The 13,018-nt window shown below is 74.8% G+C and carries 11 protein-coding genes; 6 read left to right on the top strand and 5 right to left on the bottom strand.

Annotation, left to right across the window (positions count from 1 at the left end; translation table 11 throughout):
* Positions 1-20: 20 nt before the first annotated feature.
* Complete coding sequence (locus BLW85_RS19300; RefSeq protein ID WP_074992705.1) at positions 21-677, bottom strand: hypothetical protein; 657 nt, start codon at positions 675-677, stop codon at positions 21-23.
* A gap of 262 nt (positions 678-939) precedes the next feature.
* Here BLW85_RS19300 and BLW85_RS19295 point away from each other — a divergent pair, with 262 nt between their 5' ends.
* Both BLW85_RS19295 and BLW85_RS19290 read left to right on the top strand, forming a co-directional pair.
* Positions 940-1,926 (top strand): ATP-binding cassette domain-containing protein, encoded by a 987-nt coding sequence (locus BLW85_RS19295; protein WP_074992704.1) that lies wholly within the window; start codon positions 940-942, stop codon positions 1,924-1,926.
* Complete coding sequence (locus tag BLW85_RS19290) at positions 1,923-2,732, top strand: ABC transporter permease (protein WP_070024302.1); 810 nt, start codon at positions 1,923-1,925, stop codon at positions 2,730-2,732. The genes BLW85_RS19295 and BLW85_RS19290 overlap by 4 nt, the downstream gene beginning before the upstream one ends.
* On the opposite strand, the gene BLW85_RS19285 is transcribed toward BLW85_RS19290, so the two are convergent.
* A complete protein-coding gene (locus tag BLW85_RS19285; protein ID WP_074992703.1) occupies positions 2,710-5,835 on the bottom strand; it encodes an ATP-binding protein in 3,126 nt (1,041 codons plus the stop codon). The genes BLW85_RS19290 and BLW85_RS19285 overlap by 23 nt on opposite strands.
* Before the next feature lie 43 nt (positions 5,836-5,878).
* Positions 5,879-7,054, bottom strand: a complete 1,176-nt coding sequence (locus BLW85_RS19280; protein WP_074992702.1) for a permease — start codon at positions 7,052-7,054, stop codon at positions 5,879-5,881.
* A gap of 112 nt (positions 7,055-7,166) precedes the next feature.
* Here BLW85_RS19280 and BLW85_RS19275 point away from each other — a divergent pair, with 112 nt between their 5' ends.
* Positions 7,167-7,598: a GNAT family N-acetyltransferase gene (locus BLW85_RS19275; protein WP_070024296.1), complete on the top strand. Its 432-nt coding sequence runs from the start codon at positions 7,167-7,169 to the stop codon at positions 7,596-7,598.
* A 20-nt stretch (positions 7,599-7,618) separates the two neighbouring features.
* On the opposite strand, the gene BLW85_RS19270 is transcribed toward BLW85_RS19275, so the two are convergent.
* Positions 7,619-8,527 (bottom strand): phosphotransferase, encoded by a 909-nt coding sequence (locus BLW85_RS19270; protein ID WP_074992701.1) that lies wholly within the window; start codon positions 8,525-8,527, stop codon positions 7,619-7,621.
* Positions 8,528-8,594: 67 nt separating this feature from the next.
* Positions 8,595-9,224, bottom strand: a complete 630-nt coding sequence (locus BLW85_RS19265) for a phosphatase PAP2 family protein (RefSeq protein ID WP_070024526.1) — start codon at positions 9,222-9,224, stop codon at positions 8,595-8,597.
* A 269-nt stretch (positions 9,225-9,493) separates the two neighbouring features.
* On the opposite strand from BLW85_RS19265, the gene BLW85_RS19260 reads away from it, so the two are divergent.
* From BLW85_RS19260 to BLW85_RS19250, 3 genes are all read left to right on the top strand, one after another.
* Entirely contained in the window at positions 9,494-10,777 is a 1,284-nt protein-coding gene (locus BLW85_RS19260) for a hypothetical protein (protein ID WP_074992700.1), read from the top strand.
* Between the two features lie 71 nt (positions 10,778-10,848).
* Positions 10,849-11,616, top strand: a complete 768-nt coding sequence (locus BLW85_RS19255; protein ID WP_074992699.1) for a GntR family transcriptional regulator — start codon at positions 10,849-10,851, stop codon at positions 11,614-11,616.
* Positions 11,613-12,869 (top strand): MFS transporter, encoded by a 1,257-nt coding sequence (locus BLW85_RS19250; protein WP_074992698.1) that lies wholly within the window; start codon positions 11,613-11,615, stop codon positions 12,867-12,869. The genes BLW85_RS19255 and BLW85_RS19250 overlap by 4 nt, the downstream gene beginning before the upstream one ends.
* The last annotated feature ends 149 nt before the right edge of the window (positions 12,870-13,018 follow it).

The raw sequence follows: 13,018 nt of genomic DNA, 5'->3' as shown, positions 1-13,018 counted from the left end.
CCACTCCCCGTCCGCCGCTCCTACTTCTTCGCCGTCACGTCCGCCGCCCAAACCAGGGAGCCGGTGCCCGGCCGGCCGCCGATGCGGACACGGAAGGTCATGTAGTCCTGGAACTGGACGCGGTCGCCGTGCTTGACCGGCTTCAGCGTGCCGTGGAAGTGGTAGCTCTTGCCGACGACATGGCCCGCGTTCTTCGGCATCCGCTTGCCGTTGCGCCACCAGGAGACGCCGGACTCGTTGACGTTGCTCGTGATGACGGACTGCACCCGGGCGGAGATCTTGAAGCCCCAGTTGATGTTCGAGTAGGGGCAGTTGAACCGGGCCGCCAGCGTGCCGTTGGCGTCGCTCCAGCTCGGGTTCCGGTCGCAGCGCAGCACCGCGGAACGCCGTTCGGCGGCGGCGCGCCGCGCCACCGTTCCCGACACCGCGCGCAGGCTGCCCTTGCCGAGCCCGAGTTGGGCGCCGACACGGTCCAGGTCGGCGCGGGAGAGTTTCGCGCCGCCGTCCAGGGCGAAGCGCAACGTCGTGGTCCCGCCCGCGGTCCTCGTGGTCGCCGCGTAGGTCTGCGTCGCGGAGGCGGTGACGGCCCCCGTACTCGCCCGCGTGCCCGCGCCGGGCGACCCCGGGGCCGCCTGGGCCGCCGGAGCGGCCAGCAACGCGGCGGCGACCGCGGTCACGACGGCCAGCCTCCCCGGAACTCCCCTGCCGCCACGTCCCTCGACATCCACCATGCCGTTCCCCCTTTTTCTGTCCGTGTGGGTTCTCCACTTGTCCGTGTGGGACCTCCACGCCGTGATGCTCTCCCGCGGCATCCCGGACGAAGCGCGAACAAGCGGACATTCACCTGACAGAGCGACGGCACACCCGGTTTCAGGGCACCCGCCGCGCTGAAACCCGACTGAAGCCGCGCTGAATCCCCCGGGGCGCACGCTCTGGGACATGACGAACGCGGAACTCGCCATCGCGGCCCACGGGTTGCGGAAGGCGTACGGGGACAAGACGGTGCTCGACGGGATCGACGTCGAGGTGCCGGCGGGGTCGGTCTTCTCGCTGCTCGGGCCCAACGGGGCGGGGAAGACCACGGTGGTCAACATCCTGACCACGCTCATTTCGGCCGATGCCGGGCGGGCCCGGGTCGGCGGGTTCGACCTGGCCGCCGAGGCGCAGAAGGTGCGGGGGGCCATCGGGGTCACCGGGCAGTTCTCCGCCGTGGACGGGCTGATCACCGGCGAGGAGAACATGCTCCTCATGGCCGACCTGCACCACCTGTCCAAGGCGGAGGGCCGGCGGGTCACCACCGGGCTGCTGGAGCGGTTCGACCTGGTGGAGGCCGCGAAGAAGCCCGCCTCCACCTACTCGGGCGGGATGAGGCGGCGGCTCGACATCGCGATGACCCTCGTCGGGGAGCCGCGGATCATCTTCCTGGACGAGCCCACGACCGGTCTCGACCCCCGCTCCCGGCACACCATGTGGGGGATCATCCGCGAGCTGGTCTCGGGCGGCACGACCGTCTTCCTCACCACCCAGTACCTGGACGAGGCCGACCAGCTCGCCGACCGGATCGCGGTGCTCAACGGCGGCCGGATCGTCGCCGAGGGCAGTGCCGAGGAGCTGAAGCGGCTGGTGCCCGGCGGGCACGTGCGGCTGCGGTTCGCCGACCCGGCCGGCTACGAGCAGGCGGCGGGCGCGCTGCGCGAGGCCACCCGCGACGACAGCGCGCTCACCCTCCAGATCCCCAGCGACGGCACCCAGCGCGAGCTGCGCGCCATCCTCGACTGGCTCGACACCGCCGGCATCGAGGCCGACGAACTCTCCGTGCACACCCCGGACCTGGACGACGTGTTCTTCGCGCTCACCGGCTCCGCCGACGTCCCCGCCCAGACCAACGGTTCCACCGAGGCCACCGAGAAGGAGACCGCCCGATGAGCGCCGCAGCACCGTCCCCCCGGGCCCACGCCCTGCGCGACAACCTCACCATGCTGCGGCGCAGCCTCCTGCACGCCCGCCGCTACCCCTCCCTGACCCTGAACGTGCTGCTCACCCCGGTGATGATGCTGCTGCTGTTCGTCTACGTCTTCGGCAACGTGATGAGCGCCGGCATGGGCGGCGGGCACGCGGACCGCTCCCAGTACGTCGCCTACATCGTGCCCGGCATCCTGCTGATGACCGTCGGCATGATCTCCCTCGGCACCGCGGTGTCCGTGGCCACCGACATGACCGAGGGCATCATGGCCCGGTTCCGCACCATGGCGATCTCCCGCGCCTCCGTGCTGGTCGGCCACGTCATCGGCAGTGTGATCCAGACGATGCTGGCCCTGGTGCTGATCCTGGCCATCGGGCTCGCCATGGGCTTCCGCCCGAACGCCACGCCGGTCGAGTGGCTGGCGGCGGCCGGGCTGATGGCCCTGGTCAGCCTCGCGCTGACGTGGATCGCGGTCGGCATCGGCCTGGTGAGCCCCAACCCCGAGGGCGCCAGCAACCTCGGCATGCCGCTGACCATGCTGCCGCTGCTGTCCAGCGCCTTCGTGCCGGTCGACGCCATGCCCACCGGGTTCCGCTGGTTCGCCGAGTACCAGCCCTTCTCGCCCGCCATCGAGACCCTGCGCGGACTGCTGCTCGGCAGCGGGATCGGCACCGAGAACGCGGTGCTGGCGATCGGCTGGTGCCTGGCGCTGACCGTGCTCGGCTACGTGTGGTGCAGGGCGCGCTTCAACCGCGAGCCGCGGCGGTGAGCTCGCGCAGGGCCTCGGCCCGCAACTCCTCCGGCCCCAGGGCGGCGTACGCCGATCTCGCCTCGGCGTACGCCGCCCCGGCGGCGCTCTCGGCCGCCTGCCGGCAGCGCGCCGAGGACAGCGTGGGGTAGTCCCGCAGCACCGGCATCCGCTCCGCGAGCGCCATCAGCCGCACGGCCGCCGTCTCGCCGCGGGCCAGTCCGGCGAAGCCGAGCGCCACCAACACCGTGCCGTACACCGGCAGTTCCACCAGTTCCCCGGCCCCGGACACACCGGACAGCATGGCGAGCAGCTTCTCCCGCAGCCGCTCGGCCAGCCCGGCCACCGGCTCCAGCCGGCCGTGCTGCGCGTGCGCCGCGAGCGCGGCCGCCTGCATCTGGAGCGACCAGGAGTCCGCGAAGGGATCACCGGCCTCCAGGGCCCCCTCCCGCATCCGTGCCGTCGCCTGGCGCCACAGGCCGAGCCCGATCTCGCTCAGCCCCCGGGCCAGTGCCACCTCCGCCCGTGCCGACAGCAGTTCCGGGGACGCGGGCTCCGGCTGCTGGTCGCCGACCGCGAGGCCCAGCCAGTACTCCGCCTCCTCGATCTCCCCGCGCTGGAGACAGGCGGAGACCAGTCCGTAGCGGACGCCGATCAGGTCCGTCCAGTCGCCGTACTCGCCGAGCGCCTCCGCGGCCCGCAGATGGTCGTACGCCTCCGCGCCGCGCTCCAGCTTCAGGCACAGCTCGCTGATCCGGCCGTGGCTGAGCAGCAGCGTGGACGGGTTGGCGGCGGGGCCCAGCGCGGCCAGCATCCGGCGGGCGCAGTCCAGCGCGCGCTCCGTCTGCTGCTCGGCCTCCCACACATAGCTGGCCACACCCGACGCGATGCCCGCCAGCATGGGCTCGGGGGCCTCGCACAGCCGCGACAGCCGCTCGTACCCGGGCGGGCGTATCTCCGGGACGGCGGCCAGGACGACCGCCAGGGCCCGCAGCGCGGTGTCCGGCGGGGCGGGCGGCAGCCGGCGCAGCGTGACCAGATGGCGTCCGGCGCGCGGGCCGTAGCCCATGAACAGGCAGGTCGTGCACACCACCGCCGCGCTCCGGGCCGTCTCCACGTCCTCCGGGTGCTCCGGCCGGAAGTGGGACAGCGGGCCGGCGGTCTCGGCGACGAGGGCGGTGAGCCGGGTGTAGCTGTTGCCGGCGGACCACAGGGCGGCCAGTACGGCGGTGAGGGCGGCGGTGGCCGGGCCGTCGGCGCGGGCCAGGGCGTGCCGCAGCGCCAGGACGAGGTTGTCCTGTTCGGCGCGGGCCCGGTGGAAGGAGGACGGGGCGTCCCCGCCGAACAGCACGTCGTGGTGGGTCCGGCCGAAGTCCCGTGCCCAGGCGAGGAACCGGTCGGTCACCGCCTCCTCCTCGCCCGCCTCCGCCCGCCGGGCCGCGCTGAACTCGCGCAGTGTCTCCAGCATGTGGAAGCGCACTCCGAAGGGGCCCTCGCCCACCTTGATCAGGGACTGGGCGGCGAGCTGCTCCAGCAGGCCGAGCGCGTCGCCGTCCTCGCCGAGCACGTACTGGGCGGACTCCTCGGTGAAGCCGCCCGGGAACACCGACAGCGCGCGCAGCGCCGCCCGGCCGTCCGGCTCCAGCAGGTTCCAGCTCCACTCGACCACGGCCCGCAGCGTGCGGTGCCGCTCGGGGGCGTCCCGGGCGCCGCCGCGCAGCAGCGCGAAGCGGTCCCGCAGCCGGTGCGAGATGTCGGCGACGGACAGCACGCGCACGCGGGCCGCGGCGAGTTCCACGGCGAGCGGCAGCCCGTCGAGGTGCCGGCAGATCTCGGCCACGCGGTCGGCGGGCAGCTCCACGCCGGGCCGGGCGGCCCGCGCCCGCTGCCCGAACAGCTCGATGGAGGTGGCCAGGGAGAGTTCGGGCACCGCGTAGACGGCCTCGGAGGTGAGCCCGAGCGGCGCCCGGCTGGTGGCCAGCACCCGCAGTTCACGCGAGCGCGAGACCAGTGCCCGGGCGAGCGCGGCCGCCCCGGCGAGCACGTGCTCGCAGTTGTCCAGCACCAGCAGGGCGGGGCCGGGGCCGAGCGCGGCGGCGACGGCGCGTACGACGTCGCCGTCGCCCGGGCCGGTGGGCTGGCGCGCCTCGCCGGCGCCCACGGCCGAGGCCACCTCCGCGGCCACGTCCTCGTCGGCGATGACACCGGCCAGCGGCACGAAGTGCACCACCGGATGGTCGACGGCCCGGCTCACCGCGTGCGACAGGCGGGTCTTGCCGAGCCCGCCGGGGCCGAGCAGGGTGACCACCCGGGCCTCCCGCAACAGGGCGGTGACGGCGGCGACGTCGGCGTCCCGGCCCAGCAGCGGGTTGGGCTCGTGCGGCACCCCGTGCCGGGCCGGGGCGGTGTCGGGGCGCAGCAACTCGGTGTGCAGAGCGCGCAGTTCGGCGCCCGGGTCGGCGCCCAGTTCCTCGCGCAGCCCGTGTCGGTACTCCTCGTACCGCAGCAGCGCGGCGGGCCGTCCCGCCGTGGCGGCCTCGCAGCGCAGCAGTTGCGCGAACAGCTCTTCGTCGCGGGGGTGTTCGCGGTGCAGTTCGGTGAGGAGCGGGAGGGCCTCGGCGGGGCGGCCGAGGTGGGCGAGGGCGAGCGCCCGGTGCCGTATCAGCGCCCGGTACGGCCGCACGCGGGCCGCCCGCAGCGCCGTCACCGGATCGTCCGCGTCGTCGTCGCCCACGCTCCCGTCCCACAGCGCGAGGCCGGCCTCGCTGCGCGCCAGGGCGCCCGCGTGGTCCCCGGCCCGGGCGCACGCGGCGCTCGCCGCCTCGTGCGCGAGCAGCGCGGAGCTGTCCACCTGGGTCTCGTCCAGCGCCAGCCGGTAGCCGGTCGGGGTGCTCACCACCACGTCGGCGCCGAGCTGGGTGCGCAGCCGGGACACCAGCACCTGCACCGCCTTGCCCGGCCGCTCCGGCTGCTCGTCCGGCCACAGTCCCGCCACCAGCCGGCCGGTGCCGCACCCGGCGCGCAACTCCTCGGCCAGCAACGCCAGCAGCCCGCGCAGCCGGGGCGCGGTGATCTCGCGCCCGCGGTAGGCGACGCGGGACAGCAGGGCCAGCTCGGTGGTCACGGGGGCACCCTAGCCCCAGGGCGTCTGGTTCAGGGCGCCCGGTTCAGGGGTGGTGATGGCCGTGCTCGTGCTGGTGCTCCTCGGTCTCCTGCGGGGAGCCGCCCATCATGCGCAGCATCGCCGGGCCGCCGGTGCGCAGGAAGCGGACGACGAGGCAGGCGGCGAGGAGGAGGAAGGCGATGTTGAGCCAGGTCGTGTAGTTCCAGCGGACGCCCTCCTCAGGGAGCCGGGCCACGGCCTGGTCGGGGACGAGGCCGAGGCCGCCGAAGACGAACTCCACGACGTAGCCGGCCACCGCGATGGCGGCGAAGAAGGCGGCGAGCAGGAAGCCGGCCATGCGGGCGCCGTAGTACTTCCGGTAGATGTTGAGGATCGGCAGGATCAGCAGGTCGGCGTAGATGAAGGCGATGACGCCGCCGAAGCTGATGCCGCCCTTCCAGAGCACCACCGCGAGCGGCACGTTGCCGATGGAGCAGACGAACGTGGCGATGGCGACGACCGGTCCGATCAGCGGTCCGACCAGCTTGGCGGCGAGGGGGTGGCCGGCCAGGAAGAAGGTGTGCCAGAAGTCGCCCGGCACCCAGGCGGCGATGGCCCCGGCGATCAGCAGGCCCACGACCAGGTCGCGCAGGATCGCGGCCCACTCCATGACGAAGATGTGCGACACGGAGGTGAGCCCGTCCCGGGACAGCAGCCGGCGCAGGAAGCTGCCCTCGCCCCCGACGGACATGTCCATCGCCGCGTGCCCCTCCATCGACCCGGCGAGCCCGCGCTCGGCCTGCCGGCGCGCCTCGCGCAGCAGCCGCTCCCGCAGGAACACGCGGAACAGCACCGCGAGTACGACGATCATGACCGGGCCGCCGACGAACTCGGCGGCGGTGAACTGCCAGCCCATCAACAGGGCGAGGATCACGCCGAGTTCGATGACCAGGTTGGTGGAGGCGATCTCGAAGGCCATCGCCGCGGTGAAGTCGGCGCCCTTGCGGAACAGGGAGCGGGCGAGGGCGACGGCGGCGTAGGAGCAGGAGGACGAGGCCGCGCCGAGCCCCGCGGACAGGGCGAGGGTGCGCGGCCGGTCGTCGCCGAGCAGCCGTACGACCGTCGAGCGGCGCACCACCGCCTGGACGACGGCGGAGAGGGTGAAGCCGAGGATCAGCGCCCAGGTGATCTCCCAGGTCATCGAACCGGTGATGGACAACGCGTGCCCGATCGCGTGCATGCAGCGCACTCCCTTCACGGTGGTGCGGTTCCGCCACTCGCCGGAGAGTACCCCCTCGGGGTATTCAAAAACGCCGGGAAGGTCCCGGTCCGGTGATCGGTATCCTCCCGCCATGGATATCCGTGTAGAGGTCGTCCGGGAGGCGGGCCAGGAGCTCGTCGACGCCTTCGGCAGGCTGCTTCCGCAGCTGTCCCGGACCGCCGAACCCCTGGACCGCGCCGCGCTCGACCGGATGGTGGCCTGCGACGCCAACACGGTGCTGGTCGCCCGGACGCCCGACGCGATCGTGGGCGCCCTGGTCCTGGTGCTGCTGCCGCTCCCGTCCGGGCTGCGGGCCCGGGTGGAGGACGTGGTGGTCGACGGCGCCGCGCGCGGCCGGGGTGTCGCGGGGCTGCTGCTCGAAGAGGCCGTGCGGCTCGCCCGGAAGGCGGGGGCGCGCACGGTCGACCTCACCTCCCGCCCGGACCGCACCGCCGCGAACCGCCTCTACGACCGCATCGGCTTCCGCCCCCGCGAGTCCACGGTCTACCGCCTGGCGGAGTGACACCGCCCGGGGCCCCTCGGTCAGCGGGTGGCGGTCAGGCGGCGCAGGGCCGCACGGGCCGGCGGGCCCCAGGTCGGTTTGCGTCCGCGGTGGTCGGCCGCGGAGATCAGGAGGCAGCCGAGGGCGCGGGCCAGGGCCCAGCCGCGCGCCCGGCGCACGGTCGCGGGGTCGGGGGCCGGGCGGTACGCGGCGAGGCAGCGGTCGGCGGCGCCGTCGGGCAGGAGGGTCCAGGCGGCGGCCAGGTCGCAGGCCGGGTCGCCCGCGCACAGGTCCCCGAAGTCGATCACCCCGCAGAAGGTGCCGTCCGCCGTGAGCACGTTGGCCGCGTGCAGATCGCCGTGGAGCCAGACCGCCGGGCCCGGCCAGGCGGGCGCGGCGACGGCGTCCGCCCAGAGCGCGCGGGCCGCGCACGCCGTCCCGTCGGACAGCAGGCCCAGCGCGGCGGCGTGGGCGAGGCCGCCACGGACCCGCGCGTCGTGGTCGGCCAGGCTGCCGCCCCGGTCGCGGCCGGCGGGCGCGTCGGCGGGGGCCGGCTCGTGCAGCGCGGTCAGGAAGGCGGCCAGGGCGTCGGCGGCTTCCTGTGCGCGGGTCGCCGGGGCCAGGTCGGCGGGGGTGCCCGGCAGCCAGGTGGTGAGGAGCCAGGGGCGCGGGAACCGGTCGGAGGGCTCGCCCAGGTGCCGGGGGACGGGCACCGGCAGGGGGAGGCGCGGGGCGAGGAGGGGCAGCCAGGCGTGCTCCTTGCGCAGCAGCGTGTCCGCGTCGGCGGTGGCCCACGGGAGCCGGACCGCGAGGTCGTCGCCGAGCCGCCACAACTGGTTGTCCCAGCCCCGCGCGCCCAGCCGAAGGGGCCGTTGGGCCAGGTCCGGGTGACGGGCGCGGAGCAGGTCGCGGATCAGGTCCGCGGTGATCTCGGTGCCGGAGTGGGCCATGCCGGACAACGGTAGTGGTCCGGCACGGCACGGGCCGTGCGTACGACGCGCACGGCCCGGTCGGGCGTCAGGACGCCTGTGACGACAGCAGCGGGCGCAGCGCGCCGGTGCGCAGCCGGTCGACCAGTGGCGGCGCGAGACGGCGCAGCACCAGGACGGTGATCAGGGAGACCACGCTGCCGACCAGCGCGCCCACGGCCACGTCGTGCGGGTAGTGCGCGCCGACGTACACCCGGGAGGCGCCCATCGCGATCGCGGTGATCAGGGCGAGGGAGCCGAGCCCGCGGGCGATCAGCAGCAGCGCCACCGCGAAGGCGAAGGCGACGGTGGTGTGGTTGCTGGGGAAGGCGTAGTCGTCGGGCGCCGGGCACGCCTCCAGGAGGAAGTCGTGCGGGAGCGCCCGGCACGGCCGGGGTTCGTCGAAGACGTCCTTGATCCCGCTGTTGACCACGTAGGAGAGGACGACCGCGATCGGCGTCGCCAGCACGGCGGCCATCGCGGTGCTGCCCTGCCCCCGGGCCCGCCACCAGGCCACCAGCAGGTACACCACGAACAGGCCGATGCCGATGGAGCTGAACACCGTCGCCGGCTCGTTCAGCCAGTGCGTGTGCCGGGCGAAGTCGGTGACGTCGGTGTAGAGGCCGCCGTCTATCGCCGCGCCGTCGAGCGCCAGGGCGGTCGGGGAAGAGGTCGTCATCAAATGGGTCTCCGGGCCGTGCAGCATGTGCCGGGCGCTCCGTGAGAACGGGAGCGGACACAGATCGGACGTACGGATGAAGCTCGGACGTCTCCAAGGTAAACGTCTACAAGTATGTAGACGATATCAGGTCCCCGCATCCCGGCGAGCCTCCCCCTGACCCGAACGGCCCCGCCCTGCTCGCGCCCGCGCCCGGACGGCGTTCCGCTGGCATCCGGAGCGGCCTTCGGCGGCGGCCCGGAACGATCCGTACGGTGCGGAGGTGCGCGGTGACGAACGACGCGACCCCCGGCGGCCCCGGCCGCCCGGAGCCGGCCCGGCCCGCCCCCGCCGCCCCGCGACGGGGGCGCGGGGTCCGCCGCCGCCTCGCCTCCGCCCTCGCCGGCCTGCTCCTCGTCCTCGGCTGCCTTCTCGTCCCGCTCGCCGTGGTCGCCACCTGGGCCGCCGACCTGGTGGGCGACACCGACCGCTACGTCGCCACCGTCGCCCCGCTCGCCTCCGACCCCGCCGTGCAGGAGGCCGCGGCCGACCGGGCCACCGACGCGCTCATGGCCCACATCCACCTGCCGGACCTGCTGGCCGGCGTGGCACCGAAGGACCGGCCCGCCCTGGAGAAGGCGCTGGGCACCGGGCTCGGCGGCGCGCTGCAGGGCGCCGTGCGGGAGTTCGTGCACGACCGGGCCCGCAAGGCCGCCGCGTCCCCCGCCTTCGCCACCATCTGGACCGACGCCAACCGCGAGGTGCACGGCGTCCTGGACAAGACCCTCACCGGCACCGGCGCGGTCCGGCTGACCGACGACACCGTGACCCTCGACCTCGCGCCCCTGGTGGACGACGTGAAGCGGCGCCTGGTCGGGGACGGCATGGCCTTCGCGGCCCAGCTGCCCACCCCGCACGCCGAGTTCACCCTGCTCCAGTCCCACCAGGTCGGCGAGGCGCGCACGTACGTGCGGCTGCTGCGCATCGCCGGGAACTGGCTGCCGGTGCTCGCCGTCGTGCTGATCGCCGCCGGGGTGCTGCTGTCCCGGCGGCGGCGCCGGGCCCTGGCCGCGGGCTGTCTCGGCGCGGCCGTCGCCACCGCCCTGCTCGGCATCGGGCTGCGGGTCTTCCGCGGGTTCTACCTCGACCGGCTGCCCGCCGACGTCTCCCCGGCCGCGGCCGGCGCGGTCTACGACACCCTGACCCGGTTCCTGGCGACCGCCGTGCGCACGGTGATCGTGCTCGCCGTGGTGATCGCCCTGGGCGCCTGGCTCACCGGCACCGGACGGCGGGCCGGGCTCGTCCGGGGCCTGTGGACCTCCGGCATCGGCGCGACCCGGTCCACCGCCGGCCGCGCGGGTCTGCGCACCGGCCCGGCCGGACCGTTCGTGCGCCGCCATCGCGCCTGGTTCACCTGGCCGCCGGTGGCCGCCGCCGTGGCGGCCTGCGTGCTGTGGCCCCACCCCACGGGGTGGGTGGTGCTCGGCATCGCCCTGTGCCTGCTGTTCGTGCTGGCGGTGGTCGAGTTCCTGGCCGCGGGCGCCGCACCGGGGCGCCACGGAGCGCATTGCTGATCCAGCAGCTTCGCCCCGGTGCAGTAGCTTTCCGGAGCCCTTGAACTCCCCGACCGCACCGGAGACCCGCCATGCCCCGAGAGGCGCCCTACCTCGCCGTGGCCGACGCGCTGCGCGCGCGGATCGTCGCGGGGGAGTGGGCGGTCGGCGCGCGGCTGCCGTCCCGGGCGCGGCTCGCGGTGGCGTACGGCGTCGGGCGCAATGTCGTCCAGCGGGCCGTGGACCGGCTGATCGCCGAGGGACTGCTGGAAGGGCGCGCGGGTTCGGGGACGTACGTCCGCACGCCCCGCGAGCGGCTGCCGATGATCCGTGCCCGCCGTCACGGCCGTGGCGGTCATCCGGCCACCGCGCTGACGGAGCGGGGCCGCGCGGGCGCCTGGGACTTCCGCACCCTGGTGCGCGTCCCGGCCCCGGAGGCGATCGCCGGGCGGCTCGCCATCGCGCCCGGCGACCTCTGCGTCAGCACGCACTACGAGTTCCTCGCCGACGGCGTCCCCGTCCAACTCTCCCACTCCTGGGAGCCGTTGACGCTGACCGGCGGCACCCCGGTGGTGCTGCCGGAGCGGGGGCCGCTGGCCGGCAAGGGGGTGGTCGAGCGGATGCGCGCCATCGGGGTGAGCGTCGAGACCGTGGCCGAACTGCCCCGCCCGGCCCGCGCCACCCGGGAGCAGGCCCATCTGCTCGGCATCGCCGTCGGCGACCTGGTGCTCCGCATCGAGCGGACCCTCTACGACGCCGGGGGCCGCCCGGTGGAGACCGCCGACATCGTCATCCCGGACGCGCGCCGGGAAGTGCTCTACGAGTTCGCCGTCGACCAAGGGCGGCAGCCGTCCTCATGACCCCTCCCCGCAGCCTGCTGCGCGACCGGGACTTCCGCCTCCTGTTCGCCGCCACCGCCCTCGGCCAGCTCGGCGACCGTGTCGTCTTCCTGGCCCTGCCGCTGGTCGCCATCACGGCGCTGGGCGCCGACGAGTTCCAGATCGGTCTGCTGACCGCGACGACCACCGCCGGCTCCCTCCTCGTCGGACTGCCGGCCGGCGCCTGGGTGGACCGGGTGCGCAAACGCCCGGTGCTGATCGGCACCGACCTCGCCCGGGCCCTGGTCCTCCTGTCGGTCCCCGCGGCCTGGTGGGCCGGAGCGCTGACCGTGCCCTGGCTCTACGCGGTCGCCCTGGCGCACGGTCTGCTCGGCGTCTTCTTCGACGTCTCCTACGCCAGCTACCTGCCCCGTCTGGTCGGCCGCGACCGGCTGCTGGAGGGCAACTCCACGCTGTCGGCGGTCCGTTCGGTGACCAGCATCAGCGGGCCGGCGCTGGCGGGCCCGCTGGTCGGCGGTCTCGGAGCGGCCCCGACCCTGGTGGCGAGCAGCGCCGGGATGACCGCGTCGGCCCTGCTGGCGCTCGCCATCCGGGTCCGCGAGGACAAGCCGAGGCCGGCCGCCCGCCCGCGTCTGCGCCGGGACGTCCTGGCGGGCCTGCGTTTCGTGCTCGCCCGTCCGGCCCTGCGCGCGACCGTCCTCGGCGACGCCCTCTTCAACCTCTTCCTGGCCATGTACCAGACCATGCTGCTGGTCTTCCTGGAACGGCGGCTGGGACTCGGCGCGAGCGGTGTCGGGCTGGTCCTGTCCGGCATGGGCTGCGGCGCCCTGCTGGGCGCGCTGACGGCCACCCGGCTCGCGCGCCGGCTCGGGCAGGGCCCGGTCATCTGGCTGGCGCCCCTGCTGACCTGCCCCCTCACCGTGCTGACGCCCCTGGCGCACCCGGGCGGCGCCGGCGTGTACGCGGCGGCGGCCGGACTGGCGGCGCTGTCCTTCGGCGGGGTCGTACGCGTCGTCGCCCAGTCCAGCTTCCAGCAGGCGCTCACCCCGGACGGGCTGCTGGGCCGGATGAACGCGACCGCCCGGTTCGTCTCCTGGGGCGGACTCCCGCTCGGCGGACTGCTCGGCGGCGCCTCGGGCACGGTGTTCGGCGCCCGGACCACCCTGTGGCTCGCCGCGGCCGGCATGACCCTGAGCTTCCTGCCCGCGGCGCTGTCCCCGCTGCGGGGCATGCGCGCCGCGGACTGTGCGCACCACGCGGACGCGCGCCCTTGACGCCGTCGGCCGAACCGGCCTCACCCGCACGGAACTTGTACAGACACCTTTTCTCCACAGGCCGATCCACGGACGTTCTTCCGGCCGTACCCGGACACCCCTAGGGTTCCGTTGTCATGTACGCGCCCCGGTCCCGTCGGGGGCCCTTC

Origin of the sequence: Streptomyces misionensis, from assembly GCF_900104815.1 — a bacterium.
GTDB classification, from domain to species: domain Bacteria; phylum Actinomycetota; class Actinomycetes; order Streptomycetales; family Streptomycetaceae; genus Streptomyces; species Streptomyces misionensis.
This window is presented reverse-complemented; position numbering and strand designations above follow the sequence as displayed.